Source organism: Bdellovibrio bacteriovorus, assembly GCF_048286975.1.
GTDB lineage: Bacteria > Bdellovibrionota > Bdellovibrionia > Bdellovibrionales > Bdellovibrionaceae > Bdellovibrio > Bdellovibrio bacteriovorus_H.
On sequence record NZ_JBLVRT010000004.1, the window covers coordinates 82,306 to 99,036 of the forward strand.

The following is a 16,731-nucleotide window of genomic DNA, read 5'->3' on the forward strand; positions in this document are numbered from 1 at the left end:
TTCACAGGCTTGGTGACCAGCCACCCCAGGACGGACAGTAGCGGGCGTGGTCCGACGGGCCCCGCAGCACGCCCCAGCGGTATTCACCGCGCTCATTGGGGTTGTTTGAAAGCCAGCCTAAAAACAGCCGGCGTTTGAATTCCGCCATGTCCATGCTGCGACTGCCGAGATAATTCACCACACAGACTGAATCAGCCGTGATGTTTTGCGGCTGCATCTGGCGGGCCTCGCTGGCGGTACTTTGATTTATGAAAGGAAATACTTTTGCCAGTTCAGCCTTCTGTTCGGGGGTGAGACCTCGCCCCTCATTGCGCTGAAGGATCTCTTTGTATGAACGTCTTAGCAGCACCAGATCATCGAAAATTCGTTCGTCCCGGCTGGGTGACGAATAGGTGTCAAAGGCTTCATAGGACATGCAAGCCGGGTACTGGCGCTTGTAAGACAGGGCTTCATTGACATAGGAAACGCGGTCCTTAAAGCCAACGCAGACGTTATCGACCAGACGATTGATCAAGTCAGTGTCGTCCTCCTGCTGGGTGGCCAAGCGGGATTGAAGGGTCTTTGTCCATTTTTGCAAAGGAATCTGGAACTGTTCGGTGCTGTATCCAGGAACCTCCCACACCGGACGGCTGAGACTTGAGATCGGGCGCCAATTCCGGAAGCCTGCTCCACTGGAAGAACTGTAGTCCCCCTCAAAAACCCAGTTGGCATTGGGCCATGATTTTCTTTCCTGCATGGTGAACCCCGAGTGAGAGCCCACTACCGAGTTGTAAACCAGGTACGGAACGCCGATGGGCAGAATCTCTTTGATGGTCCACGAATGGTGATTCACCGCTGTGGTGGCGAGGATTCCCCCAGAGCGGATGGTTTTGCGGCTGATGGCCACGGGATAGGTATCACCCGGTAAAGACCGGGTGCTGGTGGTTTCATGTATATAAAGCAGGAAGCTTCGCACGCGATCAATTTCGCGTTGACGATCCCAACGGCTCATTTTGTTCGAGATTCTTGCGCCGGAATAAGTGGGATCTTTGATGACAAAAGGAAGTCTGTGTTCATATGAAAATATCAAACGCATGGAATAAACCGCGTCGGCGCAGTCCACACGCAGACCATAATAAGGATTGGACTGGCCGTTGGGTAAAAGCCTGCGTGAAAAAAAGTATCTGTTCCATTCACTTTTCACCCAGGCCGCGTATTGGTTTTCCCATTCCGGGGACCACTGGTTGGTGTCAGTCCATACAGCTGCATGCCCCGATGATCCGAGTAGTACGATCGCGATCAGAATTAGTATCAATTTCATGCTATGGCTCCACTATTGGCAGATAACTCGAAATTTTTCCCAGTTTCGGATTTGCGTCGCATCACTGTGAATTGTGTCGGTGATGCGTCCGCCGCCACCCACGGCAGTTAAATAGTGTCCACTGATGGTCTGGATCGCATAGGCGCCATAACCCAAAGAAATCAGCTTGAATTTTTCCCATGCCTGCAATTGAGTGGCATCGGAGTGAATCACGTCAGTGATGCGCCCACCGCCTCCAACCGCTGTCAGATAGTTGCCAGTCGCGGTTTTAATTCCATAGTTGATCACTGAGTTTCCGTCGCAGGAATCCACCAGGGTGAAGCGTTCCCACGAGCCCACTTTGGTGGCGTCCGTGTGAATGACATCCGTAACACGTCCTCCACCACCGACGGCAGTCACGTAATTTCCAAGATAGGTTTTGATCACACATGATACAGGGGCGTTGCACGCTTGTGCGGATGTCGCCGCCATACCTGTGAACAAGAATACGGTTAGAAGTATTTTTGCATTCATTGGATTCTCCCCGGGTCGTCCTGACCTCTTCAGCAACTAGCTGATAGCAGGCGGCGGAGGGATTCAATATTTACCTGGGGAAAATGTCGAGATAATGCTTCGGCTCGGTCGAGTCCTGTGTCAAAGTAGATGTCTATGATGCAAATTCAAAAACAACTGGTCGATCGTTTCTTTCGTTATCTGTCAGTCAGTTCACAAAGTGATGACAATGCTTTGGCGTTGCCAAGCACCCCGGGCCAGCAAAAGCTGGCAGAGCTTCTTGCGCAGGAGCTGAAAGACCTTGGCTTGCAGAATATTGTGGTTGATCAATATGCTACAGTCACGGCCGTGAAGCCGGGGACCAAAAAGGGCGGCCCGCGTATTGGCTTCATCACTCATATCGACACAGTGGATGTGGGCTTGAGTCCGCACATTCATCCGCAGATTCTAAAATTCACCGGCGAAGATGTTTGCCTGAATAAAAAAGAAAACATTTACCTTAAAGTTTCCGAGCATCCTGAAATTAAGCCTTATCAAGGGCAGGACATTATCTTCAGCGATGGCACCAGTGTTCTGGGGGCTGATAACAAGGCCGCCGTCAGTGTGGTGATGACCTTGCTGGCGAACCTGCGCGAGGATCAGCAGTATGGTGACATCGTTGTGGCCTTTGTGCCGGATGAAGAAATCGGCCTGCTGGGAGCTAAGGCGATGGACCTTTCACGGTTTGATGTGGATTTTGCCTATACCATTGATTGTTGCGAACTGGGCGAGGTGGTTTATGAGAACTTCAACGCTGCGACGGCTGATATGACCTTCACCGGGGTGACAGCCCATCCGATGTCGGCCAAGGGTGTATTGGTCAATCCGATTTTGATGGCGCAGGATTTTATGGCCCTTTTTGATCGCGCAGAAACGCCGGAAAACACCGCAGGTCGCGAAGGCTACATCTGGTTTAACGGTATGACCGCCACCCAGCAGGAGGCCAAACTGACAGCCTCGATTCGTGACTTTGATTTGAACTCTTTTGCGAAACGAAAAGAGAAACTGCAAAAGGCCACGGAATCGATTCAAGCCAAGTACCCGACAGCCCGGGTGCAACTGAAGATCACCGACACCTACAGCAATATCAGCTCCGCGATCGGTGAGGACCGTCGTGCGATTGATCTGATTTTTGCGGGACTAAAGGAAATCGGCGTGGAGCCCAAGGTCATCCCCATGCGTGGCGGGACGGATGGGGCGGCACTTTCCGCGAAGGGAATTTTGACTCCGAATTTCTTCACCGGCGCTTTGAATTTTCACTCCAAATACGAGTTCCTGCCAATTCCGTCCTTTGTGAAGTCCTATGAACTGGCGGAAAAAATCTGTCTGTTGGCGGCTCGCTGATCAGAAAAGAAGAATTCTTGGGTTTTACGTCAAGTTGTTGATATTACTAATGTTTGTGGTGCCCATTAAAAGAGCTTCTAAGCTGGTTGTGGGTTTGTTTAAGTGGGGATAAAAGTATTCCCCACAGTCCGAAAGCCCAAAGAAGTGCTTGAAAACACGGGGTAAAACCCCTATAAAGGAACCTCACTTCAAGTGAGACCGTGGTTCCGTAGCTCAGCTGGATAGAGCATCTCCCTTCTAAGGAGAGGGTCGTACGTTCGAGTCGTACCGGAATCACCATTTTTTAAGCTCTAACTTAGTGATTCTGGATGCGTCTTGATATTAGAATCAGCCAATAAGAAATTACTTTTTAAGGAGCTAAGAAACAGAATCTTACTTGTTCTTCAGCTCCTTAGTTATCTTGAGTTAAATCATAAAAAATTCTCATCTAGATCATCTGGAGTACTGTAGTTTTTCTCCTTCATTCTCGCAAATGACTCTGCATCTTCTAGATATGCAAAAGTCCCTATTTCTTCGTCGAAGTTTAGATCAATTACTTGATACAGTATTGTATCATCTTTTGAAATCTGTTTTATTTTTAGCTTCATTTTTACCCCATTACTCTCTTGATTTCTCTTACACATATCAGTGGTAAGTTAATGCCTAACCACTTCCTGCCAACTAACCAGTTCTCTAGCTCAACCTTTGGCATATCGGGCTTAGGTAAGTGAGGGTCTAGTAGGGCAGCTGTCGTTCTTGATAACCCAATGCTTATCAGTTGGATCATGTTTTTAGAAGAAGCTCCGAACTCCAAATATAGCGGTATTGTTGGAATGCTCTCCTTTAAATCGCCAAAATTCTTTTCATCGAAAACCCAACATAAAATATCATAGTAGCATTTAGAGAACTTCACGTAGGTAAATCTCAGATCCTTTTCAATCCGTTCAAATACCCATCTGACGGTTTCATTAATGTCAAACTCTTGTCCCTTATCTTCGAAATGCTTCACCCTATTGCTAATCATTGACGATATAGGCTTGCCGCACATCCACCCTGTTGAATTGTATGCAAAGTACTTCAGCAAATTAGCGCGTCCTTGCAAAAAGACATCGTGCATTCGGGTAAAGAATTCCATGTTTTTAGGAAAGCTATAAGCAAGGGGATGGGGAGGAATATATGAGGATGCAGTTTCGCGATCAATAATTCCGACGGTCAGAAGATCGTATAATGTTTGTTGGCACAATACTGAAACGGAAGGATTCTTGGAAAAGAGTTCTGATGGAATTGAGATTTTTTGATCAATAACTTGAATGGAGGCAAGCAGTTCACTTTGCCTCTCAGATGAAAGTTCAGGTAAGAAACTTTGATTATTCCCATCTTTGTAGTCTGAGAATACCTTCATAAATGTATTCTCAACACCTTCTTTATTTCCAGATACATGCTGATTATTGCCCATGAATTTGATGATTTCCGAATACTTCTTGTCCAAATTATTTTTATAGGCTGGAACTACGACCTGCAGTTGGATATCTTCTGCCAGGGGTTCGTTCCAATCAGAATAGTTTAAAAGATAGATATTTCCTTCAAACTCCTTCCCAAGACGTCCAGCACGTCCTGCAAGGTTCCAGAATTCAGGGATAGATAGTGATGTTCCATTGCCCTTCGTGGGATTGATCATGAATAGGTTTCTTGCAGGTAAATTAACTCCTTGTAACAAGGTGCTAGTGCAAATCAAATGCCGAATCTTTCCTCTTTCAAAGAGCTCCTCAATTGTTCGGCGGACGATTGCCGGAAGATTTCCATAATGGAATGCCACTCCATATAGAATCGACTCAGCCAGCAAGTACCTCGTGTGAATATTTTCTTTCAAGAATTTTGAAAAGTCTTTTAGATCAGGATCTTCGGAAGGCGTCACTCCCTGTTCTTTTAATAAATGGAGAAGGTTCTTGGTGATATCCTCACATTTTTTTGGACTGCTTCCATAAATTATGCTGCTGTGTTCCCCACCCACTACGTGTGCGAGGACTGCGATTTTTGGGGCGTCTTCGTTAGATTGATTAATTAGGTCAATTTCCGATGAGTCTAAACTCATTTCTCCAATTGTTTGTTCTTTCTTGTCGAATTTGAATCTGAATTTTAGTTTAGATTCGGTAAGGTCAGCATAAATTAAATTTTGTGTTACGGGGCTAGTTCTTTCTAAAATAGGATTTGATACCTCTTTATACGACAATGTGCGCTCGAAAACTTCAGGATTTTCTACGAATGGGCACGCGAATATGCATTTTATTTGAGGACATCGTAATTTTAATTTTTCTAAGGTCCATTGCAAAAGTATTCCCCGTGACTCATCTCCAATTGTTTGTGCCTCATCAATTACTACAGCCGTAACATCAAGGTCTGATTCGTTATCTAAGAGAGCTTGCAGTCGCTCGGGAGTAAGAACATAAAGTCCTCCTTTGATTTCATCTCCTAGCTCGCTTTTGCTCACCGGTGCAGAGGTAATCATGAATTTCTGTGCGATTTTGCCGCGTAAATCAGCTTGGAACTCTTCAAGAACCTGTGTGATTAAGGCACGGCTTGGCACGATATAGATAAACCAAGAGTCCTGGTTCTTTTTAAATAGGTCAGTTAGAAAAACTTTTAAGGCAAATGACTTTCCTGCTGATGTAGGGGCGCTGACTGTAAATGCTGATCTTTCTTTCAACCTATTCAAGTGTGTCCATAAGCTGTTTTGAAAGTCGGTAAATAGATACTTGCTGTCAAATGAATGAACTGTATTTTGCATTTTTTTGGATTGTGATTCGGTCCAAAGTGAAAAATCTAATTGATCAATTTCCTGAGATCCGAAGAAGTACTGGAGGGCTGGGAAGTTTCCAAGACGGGTTAAGGTGACAGTTGCTAACTTGTCGTAAATCTTGAGGCTTTGATTTTGCTGTTTATAGTTTTGGTAGTAAGTGATGATGGACAAGGCAAGGGATTTATGCGTTGGATTGTCGGACATCGCAAAGTGGGTGGATACTGTCAATAAGCGTTCAAATATCTCGCTCTTTTCAGTGCCAACATTCTCTTTTAGCCCAAGATGACTTCCTAGATGGAGTCTCTTTATTTCTAAAAATTCATTCTGAAACTTTTCATTTTGGCAAATTTTCTCACAAAGTTCATTGAACATTTTCTAACCCAATTTCTTTAAAGAATGCTTCTCTGAAGTTTTTCACCGAATCAAATGGCAAAAGCAAAAAAATAAACTCGATTTCCTGAAGGCCTTGTTCTTTAATGCAATTTTGGAATGACTCACAGGCAGTTTTTATTAGGTCAGTGTATTCGTTAAAAAAATTCTGCCTGTCATCTTCGCTTTTGCAATCGACTAACTTCTGATAGTCAAATCCTACAAAAGAAGCGTAGATATCGACCATGTTTTTGCCGGCATCGGAGTAAGGATTAAAAATATCTATTACTGCCGACCTGAGGTTCTCATTTTGTATGGTATTGTGGTCTCTGACCAAATCAACATCACGACAATCGCCGCTCTGTCGTTCTTTAATGATTTGATGCAGTGATTGCACAGCTTGTGGAATTGCCGCATTCAAGTTCTGATATAATTTAGCTTCTCCCCAAATCATTCCGACCCTTTGGTCTTCGGTTAACATGACATGAATTCCGTCAGCACCGTATGTGGGCATTTGGGGATCCGTTTTTAAATACATTTTTGCAACTACCTGTGGTGCTTGTAGATAGCCTTCAAGGAGGGTAAATAAGAGAACTTCAGCCGGTTCGCCACTTCTTTTTTGCTGCAGCTTTGCTGTTATAAAGAGTTTCTTTGCTTTTTCATGAAGCTCGTTAATTAAGCGGGAGTCCCCGGTTGCATTTCCGTATGCAAGGGCATCTAGGCGTTCCCTTTTGGGAATACAATATTGCACTAATTTGTGAATAAGGAATTTAACTAAGTCGGTAACATTTGGCGTATGGCCTTTGAACTCGATATAAAAAAATTTGCTTTTTATTGTTTTATCTAAATGTTTGTGAGTGTAGGTATGTACCTTAATGCGCGGGGGTAGGTCATCATAGGTACCAGCTAAAGATTTTTTCAAAAGTAATTCATCTAAAGTATTCATTCAATTCAATCATTAACTCAAATTTGTTTTCTGTTAAAACTTTAGTTGGTTTACAGGACTTATGGCTAGAGGAAAGGTTAAAAAATTTGAAATTCTTTTTTGTGAAGTACACTGTAAAATGCTGTGATTTTAAGTCCGGGATTTGCTTCTTTGCGCGTCCGTTTGAACCCCTGATTTCTTTGTTTCAAAGTATCGGCAAAGGGGGGCTCTGTATGAAGCTCATCATTATTCTTTCGATGATACTGTTAGGTGTTCAAAATTCCCATGCTGCTTGCGGCGACGAAACTGTTCGAGAGTTCGTGGGCGATGAAGCGGTGACCATGGCTTACAATGTTCGTTACGCGGCTTTCTCGAAAAAGAAAACAAACGGCGAATATGTATCCTGGTCGATCAAGAAGTTGGTGTGCGTGCAGACCAATCGCGGAATTCTGCCTGATACGATGCCGGCCTATTCCTGTTCGACTCCAAGCGGGGTGGGGAAAATCACGGCCAAAGCGATGTGGGATTCCATGTCTGAACTTGGTGTGATGCCAGATGCAACAACAGGGCATGTGTTTCATCAGGCGAAAGACATCAAATGCCAGGTCCACAAAGAGGGTGATGGTGGAACATCAGCCAACCCTCATTGCTGGGTGACGGCAGCTTGGGGAGACCAATGCCCTTAGGCCACGTGGCGCTTCTGCAGGCTAGCGCACAAGGCGACGCCGCCAAGAATCACGTACCACAATGTCAGAATCCAAAGAAGTAACAACGGCAGGGCAGCGAAAGAGCCGTACAGCTTGTTGTAAGCAAAGAATTTTTTAGCCAGAAGTACATAGCCTTTGTGTACTCCGAACAGGGTCACAGAGGCTAACAAAGCGCTGATAAACGCAGCCCTGGTTCGCACATGAACATCCGGAACCATTTTGTAAACCAGGAACAGCGTTCCGACCAGCACCAGTGAATTTGAAACCTTCGCTGGAATAAGGCTGTGAACAAACTGGAATTGCTCAAGGGAAGTAAAGCCCACGTAAATGGCCAGGAACACCGGGATCGCCAACACCAGAGTCCAATGATAGATCAGGCGTTTATAGAACGGTCGGGTGTTGCGCTGGTTCCACACGCGGTGAATGCCGACTTCCATGTCATGGATCAGACGGATGGACGTGATGAACAGGAACACGGCACCGGCGGTACCAAGTTTGCCGGCGTTCACGTTTTTCAAAACGACTTTCATCATTTTCGTGAATCCGCTGCCCGCAGCTTCCTTCATATTGGAAAGCAACAAAGCTTCGACCTTGGGGTAAAAGGCCTCAAGGCCGCCGATAGACTGAAAGGTCGCCAGAACAACGGCGATGAATGGGACCAAGGCCAGAGCGGTTGAAAAAGACAGAGAGGCGGCCACCAGTTGCAGCTCGCCATCGCGCATCTGCTGGACGGTGTCCTTCAGTACGCTCCACAGTCTTTTAAAGCCAAAATCTCGTTTTAACGGCAAAGTCGTTTCCTTGTCTTTCGATCTGAGCAGCATCGCAGTAAGGGTCGTGCTCAAAGAAAAGATACCATGATTGGTCCGCAGCTTCACCTAGATACTTCTGTTTTTCTTCGATCAGCATCAGCGGGTGTAGGTCATAACCCATCACCCAAGGCAGTTTCACGTGAGTGCTGGTGGGAACCATGTCGCCACAGTAAAGCAATGTCGTTGTGCCGTCGGTGACTTTCACCACCTGCTGTGCCAGCGTGTGGCCGTTGCTGATGATCGCGGAAATGCCCGGCAGGAAGTTGTCTTTGGCACCGTCCATGATGTTCAGAACACCCGCATCAAGCAACGGCTGAAAATTCGCAGCATAGTAGCTGGCCTTTTCGCGCACATTGGGATGGCTGGCGGTTTCAAGGTTGCCTTTTTGCACCCAGTATTTTGCATTCGGGAATGTCGGTACAAGCTTGCCGTTTTTTTCGGTCGTAGCGCCGCCAGCATGATCAAAATGCAGGTGAGTCAGAACGACATGATGAACGTCTTCCGGCTTCAGGCCGTGGAATTGCAAAGACTTCAGCAGGGACGGACCGTCTGATTGAATATTGAACAGGTCCGCAAACTTGCTTCCCATTTTGTCGCCGTACTTGGCAACAAAGTCGCCACCGTTGCCGGTGTCGATCAGGATGTTACAACCCGGGGACTTTAACAGCAGCCCGCGGGCTTCCATGGAAATGCGGTTCTTTTCATCCGGAGGATTGCTTCTTTCCCAAAGGACTTTGGGAACGGTGCCGAACATCGCACCACCATCCAGGCCGAAAAGGCCTGTGGGGATCGGGCACACTTCATAGGGCCCGATTTTCAGCTTCTTGTTTTCAATTTGAATCGTTGTCTGGCTCATGAGGTTTTTCCTCCACGGGAACGGCAGGGAAAGCATCCGGATTGATCGTCAGCACCCAGCTCTTATAAGCAGCATACACCTCTTGGATCGGGCCCGGGGGATGAACCGGACCTACGTGCAGGATCAGTTTTCCCGGGCGGGGCATGGATTGTCCCTTAGGCCAAAGCTCCATCACGCCATCCAAATAGGTGAACAACAAAGGTGTCTGAGTGCGCTCTGAAAAGATAGAAACACCACGTTTGAATTCCTGAATCTTGCCGTCTTTGGAACGGGTGCCTTCAGGGAAGATGATCAGCCACATGCGTGGCAGTTCGGTCAGAAGTTTCAAGATCAGGTTGATGGCTTCACCCTTACGGTCCTTGCGGTCGATAGGGATCGCGCCCAAGCAGTGCTGGGAAAAGAACATGAAAACCGGGTTGCTGAAGAAATAATCCTTCGCCGCCGCGATGTACAGATTCAGCCAGTAACGTCTTGGGATAGAAGCGGCGATGGACACCGCATCCAGGTGACTGGCGTGATTGCTGATGATGATCAGTTTCGGCTGGGTTCTGTAAATTTCCGCAAACGGGGTGCCACGAACTTCCAGACGGATATAGAACTTGTACAGGATGTTCTTCAGGATCACAGACCACAGAAAACGCATGCACACACTGAACAAGTCAATGTGGCGGGTGAAAAGCGGCAGGTGCTTCAGATAAGTGGGAAGCTTGGTCCACTGTTCGTTTTCGTAGTTCCAATCCTTCATAGAATTACCGTCATCACGTAATAATAAATCGGCGCAACAAAGATCAGGCGATCCATGCGGTGAAGGAAGTCACCACGGCCAATGATAAACGGACCCACGGTTTTCATGCCGGCATCACGACGAACCACCGTCATCAGGTAATCCCCGACGAAACCACCCATAGATGCAACCAAACCTGAAGCCAACCAGTACTTCTCAGAGCCATCCGGCAACAAGAAGCGCATACAGCCCGCCAGGAAAAGCGTCAGCAGGGCTGACACAATGGTACTGCCGACGGTACGGCGCGGATTGATGCCCGGGAACATTTTCCAGCCACCAATATAACGGCTGACCGCCAAGTTGGTGTTGTCGCAGAACTCAGTCAGGATCACCAGGTACATCACCTGGAAAACGCCGTTCGGCATTTTCATAATCAACCCCAAGTGCATGAACGACCAGCCCAAGAAAATAAATGCCAGCAAGGTCAGAGAGATATACTGAATCATGCGCTTGTAAGAGTTTTTCACCAAAGGCACCAGGCAGGAAAGCCCCAGCACCACCATTGGCATGGCATTATAGACATCCAGACGGTCATACCAGGCGCAGACACCCAGACCGATAATACCGGCATAGCAAATCATCACAAAGTAACTGCGATGGAACATCCCCATGATCTGGAAGAAAATCTTCGCCCCCAGAATGGCCAAGGCGGTCAGGGCCACCAAGGGCCAAGGTTCCGGCATCCCCATGGCAAGGAACATCAGTGGAGCGGCAATCAGCCAGGATTTGATGCTGGCCCAGGATTGAACGAAGTAATAGTTCTTCTGACGGAAGAAAAAGACGATCAGGCCGGAAGCAAAGATGATCGACAGAACGATCAGAACTGTCTGGCGGTAAATGTGGTTTTCCCAGGCCGTTGGCATGGCAATGCGGATGGGAAGATCCAGATCAAAAAAATCCATTACGAAGGTTCCTCTTCAATTTTGTAGTCTTTGATTTTCTTGTAAAGGCTGGAACGCGAGATTTGCAAAATGCGTGCAGCCTCTTCAATATCCTTGGTCTGTTTCAGGCAGGTCTTGATGGCGTGGGCTTCGAATTCCTCGACCAGATTGTTTAAACCTTTGTTGAAATCAATGACCGTGTAAGACGGGGCACTGGTTGCAGTGGCTGCTGGCTTCAGCCAGGCGGCCACATCTTCGCCGCGAATAAAAGGCAGGGGCGAAGTCAGGCTCAGCTGTTCGCACACGCGTTTTAGCTCACGCACGTTTCCGGGCCAGTTGTACTTTTTCAAAGCTTCCAGCCCGTCTTCAGTGAAAGACTTGTTACGGCGTGGACGTTCAGCATCCAGGAAGTGCGCGGCCAGTTCGTTGATGTCTTCAAGACGATCACGCAGCGGAGTCAGCTGAATGCGCTGGGACGCCAGACGGTACAAAAGGTCTTCGCGGAATTCTCCGGCGGCGACCATTTTTTCCAGCGGTTTGTTGCTGGCTACGATCACACGGGTTTTCACCTGTGTTGTTTCTTTCGCGCCGACTTTGCGAACTTCGCCAGTTTCCAGGAAGCGCAAAAGTTTTGCCTGCTGGGTCAGAGGCAGAGCCTCGATTTCATCCAGGAACAAATCACCACCGTGGGCCGCTTCTGTCAGACCGACTTTATTTTGGTCCGCACCCGTGAAGGCGCCTTTGATATGACCAAACATTTCGGATTCAAAAAGATTTTCAGGGATGCTGGCGACGTTCACCGCGATGAACGGGCGTTCGCCTTCTTGTTCATGCAGCAGGCGGGAAACAACTTCCTTACCGCAGCCGGTTTCACCCTCGATCAGAACAGGGCTGGTTTCACCCCGCAGATCGGCGATGCGCTTCTTGATTTTTTGTGAAGCTTGGGAGGTTCCCACCCAACGCGTGGATTTGCGGTTGGCAGCAGGGTCCACACTGCGCAGATCCCACAGGGCTTCGATTTTTTCCAGCACCAGCAGAATTTCTTCCGGCATCAGGGGCTTGGCTAAAAATCTTTGGGCGCCGGCTTTCAGACAGCTTTCCATCAGGGGACGGCTCAGGTCCCCTGACATCGCGACGACTTCCAGTTGATTGTTGTGCTTGACCAGCTTTTCGATCACCGTCGGACCCACGGCTTTGGTAGAGCCCGGCTCCAAATGCATATCGACGAAAGCCGCATGATAAAAACGCTCGTACTGAATGGCTTCCAAAGTAGGAGCTGAGAAAACCTTCCAATGGTTGGGCAGGGACAGCTTCAACGACTGATGGATCAGTGGATCATCATCGACGATAAGTAGAGAGAATACTCGAGTTGTTGCCATAGGACTTTAGCATACCCGACGGCCCTTAATTAGCCATCATTAGCACGCCTCGTCACCGTGAATAGTGACGAAGGACGGGAACAGAGTTACCATTTTCCAGTGGAGGCCCTATGAGCGCTCAAAGAATCTTGTTGGTTGAAAACATTCACACCGTTGCAAAGGAAAGGCTGGAGGAAGAAGGCTACAAAGTCGATCTTATCACACATGCTCCTTCCGAAGACGAACTGCTGAAACTTCTGCCGAATTACGATGTGCTGGGCATTCGCTCCAAAACTGAAATCACCAAAAAAGTTCTGGATTCCAACAAGCATCTGGTCACTGTTGGCTGCTTTTGTATTGGAACAAATCAAGTGGATCTTCTGACCGCGCGTGCGCAGGGCATTCCGGTGTTCAACGCTCCTCACTCGAACACTCGTTCCGTGGCAGAATTGGTGATCGCGGAAATGATTTCCCTGTCCCGTCAACTGGGCGACCGAAACACCCAAGCTCATCTGGGCGAGTGGGTGAAGTCTGCCGTGGGCTCGAAAGAAGTCCGTGGCAAAACATTGGGGATCGTGGGTTACGGTCACATCGGAAGTCAGGTCAGCATCCTGGCTGAATCCATGGGCTTGAAAGTGCTGTTCTATGATGTGCTGAAGAAACTTCCACTGGGGAATGCCATGGTACAGAACTCGCTGGAAGATCTTTTGCGCAGTTCAGACTTTGTGACCTTGCACGTGCCTGAAACTCCGGAAACCAAAGACATGATTGGCGCCCGTGAACTGTCGATGATGAAAAAAGGCAGCTTCCTGATCAACGCCAGCCGCGGCACGGTGGTGGTGATTGAAGATCTGGTGAAGTCCCTTCAGGAAAAACATCTGGCGGGCTGTGCGATCGATGTGTTCCCGGAAGAACCGGCTTCGAACAAAGAAAAATTCAAATCCCCGCTGCAGGGAATTCCCAACGTGATTCTGACTCCGCATATCGCGGGCAGCACGGAAGAAGCCCAGTATGCCATCGGCCTGGAAGTGGCGGAAAGCTTCCGTCGCTACCTGAAAATCGGTTCTTCCCCGGGTGCGGTGAATTTCCCGAATGTGGATCTGCCGGTAAAGCAGGGGACATCACGTATTTTGAACGTCCACCGCAATGAGCCGGGTGTCTTGGGTGAAATCAACGGCTTGATTTCCAAAGCCGGTGCGAATATCGAAGGTCAGTATCTGTCGACGGATGAAAAGATCGGTTATCTGGTGATGGACTTGCATTCAAGCCAGGCGCACACGCTGGCGGCGGATATCGAGAAGTTGTCCCGTTCCATCCGCACACGTGTGGTTTACTAGTTTTAGTTATTCTGAGTGGCCAAAGCTTTGATTTGGTCGTTTGCCAGCTCCTGATTAAAGATCAGGAGCTCTTTCGTGATGCCACGAATCGGATTGCTGGCACCTGCCGTACCCCCCGCAAAGACATGCAAAGGCGTTCCACCTGCCGGAGCTGAATAAGCCGTCATTGAGCCCGTGACTCTTGTCGCCACTGCCGAAGCCCCGACCGTCGCTGTAATTACATCACGCTTCATCGTGGAGGTGTTGATCACAAGCGCAAGACCGCGTTCGGTGTTATTGACGCTGGCAGCGCCAGTTGTGGTTTCCCAGGTATTCCCGTCAAGCGCTGTAATACCCAGCCAAGCGCCGGTGTTACCAGTGTTCTTGGTCAGGTGGAAGCCTGAACGGGAACCGCCTTCATGCGTACCGTAAGAGAATAATTCTTTCAGAGTGGTATCTTGCGTGTATCTGAAGTTCATATACACCGTGTTGGCTGCGGCAGCCGGGAAATTCGGCACTGTCAAAGCATGGGCCGCAAGGCTTGTTGTGATATTCAAAATCCCACCAGTTGCAATGGATACGGTCGGTTGGTTTGCCGCGACAGTCTGAACCGCATCAATACCATTGCCGCTTTGATCATACCATTTTACCAATGTCGGCGTGCCGCCGGCTCTGAAAGTGTCAAAGGCTGTTTTGTTCACCACACCGGTGCTGTCGAAATAGATGTCGGCCTCTGCATTATCAGTCGTGCGGCGAATCCGAATGGCCGGGCCGCTGTAAGATCCGTATTTTTTCCAGGAATAGATTCTTTGCGCTGCCGGCAGACGATACACACTTAGATTTGTCGTGGACTGCGCCTGACCATCGGTCACAACAATTGAAACTGTGGCAAAGCCGGATGTTCCCGCGGCCGGAGTGATCGCGATGGTGCAGTTCATGCCACTGCCACCAATAACGATATTTCCCTGAGGCACAATCGAAGGGTCCGAAGTCGTTGCCGTCACAGAGCTTGCGCAGCTGACACTGTCTTCCGGATCCGGATCAGCAATGGTGAAGTTGCGGGTTGTGGTGTCACTCATGGTTGCAATCGTCGTGGTCAGCAGACCTGTCCAAGTCAGTGTCGGCGGATTGCTTGTCGGTGTGGCCGTATAGTTCGTGGAGGTGGTCGTGCCATAGGCATTCACGGCTTCCACGCGGAAGTTATAAAGAATTCCGTTAGTCAGATTTTCAACAATATAGGGGGAGGTCGCTGCGGCGGAGGCCACCGAGGTCGGAGGATTCGTCGTGCCGTATTTGACGGTGAAGGAATTCGCACCACTTCCTCCAGTCCAAGTTACCGTGGCTTTTTTGTTTCCAGCGACAGGAGCGGAAACAGTGGCCGCCGTTGGAGCCGCCAGGTTGCAGGCGATATTGGCAGTGGCAGGGCCGGTGCCGACAGAGTTGATTGCTTCAACGGTATAGTTGTAAGTGCCGCCGGAAAGACCTTCTTCCGAACAGGTGCGTACCGAGATGTTTTCGCAGATCGTGACTTTCACACTCGGATTCACGATGCGGCGAACGGTGTATGTGATCGGGGGCGCGCCGCTGGCCGGAGGCATCCAGTTCAGGGTGCATTTTCCGATTTCAGGCACAGTCACGGTCGGGGTCAGTGGCACCGTTGGTGGAATGTTCGGTGTCGCACTGAGTGTGTTTGTGGAAAGCTTTGAGCCCTGTGCATTCGTCGCAGTCACCGAGAAGTAATACGGAACCATGTTCGTCAGGCCCGTCACGGTGTAAGGAGAGGTGGCTGCCGCCGAAGCGACAGTGGATATATCCCCGACACTCGTGCCGTAACGAACGGTGTAGGCCGTTGCCAGATTGCTGGCTTCCCAGGTCAGTGCGACGGTGCTGTTGCCCGCCGTTGCAGTCAGCATCTGGAAGGCTCCCGGAAGACCGACAATGCAAGACACGGCACTGGTTTTTGCTCCAGTGCCTGAAGCATTCGTGGCTTCAACGGTGTATTCGTAAGTCCCGGCAGCAAGCCCGGTGTCTTCACAGGTTAACAGAGGCGTGTTTGAGCAAACAGCCACATCAGTGGTCGGGCTGGTGATTCGGCGGACCGTGTACACCAAAGGTGCGGAACCCGTCGCCGGAGGTGCCCAGCCGATCGTGCACTTGTTAGAGGCCGCGGTGGTAATGGGGCTTAGCGGTGCTGTCGGTGGGGGGCTTGGCGTCGCAGAAAGAGTGTTTGTTGAAGTGGCGTTGCCAACCGAGTTTTTTGCGATAACTGAGAAGTAGTAAGTCGTACCGTTATCAAGTGTGGAGACAGTTTTCGCGGTGGTCAGCGAGTTTCCGGCCGAAGTGGTGATGCTGCCGGCGCTAGTGCCATACATCACAGTGTAAGATGAAGCTTCGGGACTGGCTTCCCAGGTCAGCGCCACCTGACTATTTCCAGGCACGACAGTGAGCAGAGCAAATTCGCCCGGAGCCCCCATGTACGGATAGCTTTTTTCAGAGGAGGAATCCACTGTGCCGATTTCATTGCTGGCAGTGACACGGAAATAGTAAGTCGTTCCCGGCACAAGACCGCTTTCAATCACGACCGGGGATTTGCTGGCTTTGATGGAGTTTGTGTAAGTGCCAGCAGCAGTTCCGTATTTCAATTCGTAAGAAGAGGCGCCCTTGGAGGTGCTCCATGAAACTAAAAGCTGAGAATCAAAACGCTGAATGGTCGCAAGATTGAATGCGCCCGGTGCTTCGGTGGAAGGTTGATCCAACGGATCCTCTTCACCTAAC

The 16,731-nt window shown here is 49.0% G+C and carries 14 protein-coding genes and 1 tRNA gene; 4 read left to right on the forward strand and 11 right to left on the reverse strand.

What is annotated here, in order from left to right:
* Position 1: 1 nt before the first annotated feature.
* Entirely contained in the window at positions 2 to 1,300 is a 1,299-nt protein-coding gene (locus ACNQKP_RS13280; RefSeq protein ID WP_417865125.1) for a hypothetical protein, read from the reverse strand.
* Between the two features lie 12 nt (positions 1,301 to 1,312).
* A complete protein-coding gene (locus ACNQKP_RS13285) occupies positions 1,313 to 1,813 on the reverse strand; it encodes a fascin domain-containing protein (RefSeq protein ID WP_417865126.1) in 501 nt (166 codons plus the stop codon).
* 135 nt (positions 1,814 to 1,948) lie between these two features.
* Here ACNQKP_RS13285 and pepT point away from each other — a divergent pair, with 135 nt between their 5' ends.
* Together pepT and ACNQKP_RS13295 are read left to right on the forward strand one after the other, a co-directional pair.
* Positions 1,949 to 3,175 carry a peptidase T gene (gene pepT / locus ACNQKP_RS13290; RefSeq protein WP_417865127.1) on the forward strand — a complete coding sequence of 409 codons (1,227 nt, stop codon included), beginning with the start codon at positions 1,949 to 1,951 and terminating at the stop codon, positions 3,173 to 3,175.
* Positions 3,176 to 3,377: 202 nt separating this feature from the next.
* Positions 3,378 to 3,454 (forward strand) — tRNA-Arg (locus ACNQKP_RS13295).
* A 131-nt stretch (positions 3,455 to 3,585) separates the two neighbouring features.
* On the opposite strand, the gene ACNQKP_RS13300 is transcribed toward ACNQKP_RS13295, so the two are convergent.
* From ACNQKP_RS13300 to ACNQKP_RS13310, 3 genes are read right to left on the reverse strand one after another with little or no spacing between them, the layout of a single operon-like run.
* The gene (locus ACNQKP_RS13300; protein WP_417865128.1) at positions 3,586 to 3,762 is read right to left on the reverse strand and encodes a hypothetical protein; all 177 of its coding nucleotides are present in this window, start codon (positions 3,760 to 3,762) and stop codon (positions 3,586 to 3,588) included.
* Positions 3,763 to 3,764: 2 nt separating this feature from the next.
* A complete protein-coding gene (locus ACNQKP_RS13305) occupies positions 3,765 to 6,323 on the reverse strand; it encodes a DEAD/DEAH box helicase (RefSeq protein WP_417865129.1) in 2,559 nt (852 codons plus the stop codon).
* A complete protein-coding gene (locus ACNQKP_RS13310) occupies positions 6,313 to 7,266 on the reverse strand; it encodes a DUF1837 domain-containing protein (RefSeq protein ID WP_417865130.1) in 954 nt (317 codons plus the stop codon). Before ACNQKP_RS13310 ends, ACNQKP_RS13305 begins: the two co-directional genes overlap by 11 nt.
* A 212-nt stretch (positions 7,267 to 7,478) precedes the next feature.
* Here ACNQKP_RS13310 and ACNQKP_RS13315 point away from each other — a divergent pair, with 212 nt between their 5' ends.
* Positions 7,479 to 7,931 (forward strand): hypothetical protein, encoded by a 453-nt coding sequence (locus tag ACNQKP_RS13315; protein ID WP_417865131.1) that lies wholly within the window; start codon positions 7,479 to 7,481, stop codon positions 7,929 to 7,931.
* On the opposite strand, the gene ACNQKP_RS13320 is transcribed toward ACNQKP_RS13315, so the two are convergent.
* Genes ACNQKP_RS13320 through ACNQKP_RS13340 form a run of 5 tightly spaced genes read right to left on the reverse strand, consistent with a single transcriptional unit; the run spans position 7,928 to position 12,661 of the window.
* Entirely contained in the window at positions 7,928 to 8,740 is an 813-nt protein-coding gene (locus tag ACNQKP_RS13320; protein WP_417865132.1) for a YihY/virulence factor BrkB family protein, read from the reverse strand. The two genes, ACNQKP_RS13315 and ACNQKP_RS13320, sit on opposite strands and share 4 nt — an antisense overlap.
* Positions 8,712 to 9,617 (reverse strand): MBL fold metallo-hydrolase, encoded by a 906-nt coding sequence (locus tag ACNQKP_RS13325; RefSeq protein WP_417865133.1) that lies wholly within the window; start codon positions 9,615 to 9,617, stop codon positions 8,712 to 8,714. The genes ACNQKP_RS13320 and ACNQKP_RS13325 overlap by 29 nt, the downstream gene beginning before the upstream one ends.
* On the reverse strand, positions 9,592 to 10,362 hold the full coding sequence (locus ACNQKP_RS13330) for a lysophospholipid acyltransferase family protein (protein ID WP_011165276.1): 771 nt from the start codon (positions 10,360 to 10,362) through the stop codon (positions 9,592 to 9,594). The genes ACNQKP_RS13325 and ACNQKP_RS13330 overlap by 26 nt, the downstream gene beginning before the upstream one ends.
* The gene (locus ACNQKP_RS13335; RefSeq protein WP_417865134.1) at positions 10,359 to 11,303 is read right to left on the reverse strand and encodes a phosphatidate cytidylyltransferase; all 945 of its coding nucleotides are present in this window, start codon (positions 11,301 to 11,303) and stop codon (positions 10,359 to 10,361) included. Before ACNQKP_RS13335 ends, ACNQKP_RS13330 begins: the two co-directional genes overlap by 4 nt.
* Positions 11,303 to 12,661 (reverse strand): sigma-54-dependent transcriptional regulator, encoded by a 1,359-nt coding sequence (locus tag ACNQKP_RS13340; protein ID WP_417865135.1) that lies wholly within the window; start codon positions 12,659 to 12,661, stop codon positions 11,303 to 11,305. The genes ACNQKP_RS13335 and ACNQKP_RS13340 overlap by 1 nt, the downstream gene beginning before the upstream one ends.
* Positions 12,662 to 12,771: 110 nt before the next feature.
* Between ACNQKP_RS13340 and serA the strand changes: the two genes are divergently transcribed.
* Positions 12,772 to 13,977, forward strand: coding sequence for a phosphoglycerate dehydrogenase (gene serA, locus ACNQKP_RS13345; protein WP_417865136.1), 1,206 nt, complete (start codon positions 12,772 to 12,774; stop codon positions 13,975 to 13,977).
* Between the two features lie 2 nt (positions 13,978 to 13,979).
* On the opposite strand, the gene ACNQKP_RS13350 is transcribed toward serA, so the two are convergent.
* Positions 13,980 to 16,712 (reverse strand): fibronectin type III domain-containing protein, encoded by a 2,733-nt coding sequence (locus ACNQKP_RS13350; protein WP_417865137.1) that lies wholly within the window; start codon positions 16,710 to 16,712, stop codon positions 13,980 to 13,982.
* Positions 16,713 to 16,731 lie beyond the last annotated feature (19 nt).

Coding starts and splice junctions, on each gene's coding strand:
- ACNQKP_RS13280 (WP_417865125.1), bottom strand. CDS start 1,300: ATGAAATTGATACTAATTCTGATCGCGATCGTACTACTCGGATCATCG.
- ACNQKP_RS13285 (WP_417865126.1), bottom strand. CDS start 1,813: ATGAATGCAAAAATACTTCTAACCGTATTCTTGTTCACAGGTATGGCG.
- pepT (WP_417865127.1), top strand. CDS start 1,949: ATGATGCAAATTCAAAAACAACTGGTCGATCGTTTCTTTCGTTATCTG.
- ACNQKP_RS13300 (WP_417865128.1), bottom strand. CDS start 3,762: ATGAAGCTAAAAATAAAACAGATTTCAAAAGATGATACAATACTGTAT.
- ACNQKP_RS13305 (WP_417865129.1), bottom strand. CDS start 6,323: ATGTTCAATGAACTTTGTGAGAAAATTTGCCAAAATGAAAAGTTTCAG.
- ACNQKP_RS13310 (WP_417865130.1), bottom strand. CDS start 7,266: ATGAATACTTTAGATGAATTACTTTTGAAAAAATCTTTAGCTGGTACC.
- ACNQKP_RS13315 (WP_417865131.1), top strand. CDS start 7,479: ATGAAGCTCATCATTATTCTTTCGATGATACTGTTAGGTGTTCAAAAT.
- ACNQKP_RS13325 (WP_417865133.1), bottom strand. CDS start 9,617: ATGAGCCAGACAACGATTCAAATTGAAAACAAGAAGCTGAAAATCGGG.
- ACNQKP_RS13330 (WP_011165276.1), bottom strand. CDS start 10,362: ATGAAGGATTGGAACTACGAAAACGAACAGTGGACCAAGCTTCCCACT.
- ACNQKP_RS13335 (WP_417865134.1), bottom strand. CDS start 11,303: ATGGATTTTTTTGATCTGGATCTTCCCATCCGCATTGCCATGCCAACG.
- ACNQKP_RS13340 (WP_417865135.1), bottom strand. CDS start 12,661: ATGGCAACAACTCGAGTATTCTCTCTACTTATCGTCGATGATGATCCA.
- serA (WP_417865136.1), top strand. CDS start 12,772: ATGAGCGCTCAAAGAATCTTGTTGGTTGAAAACATTCACACCGTTGCA.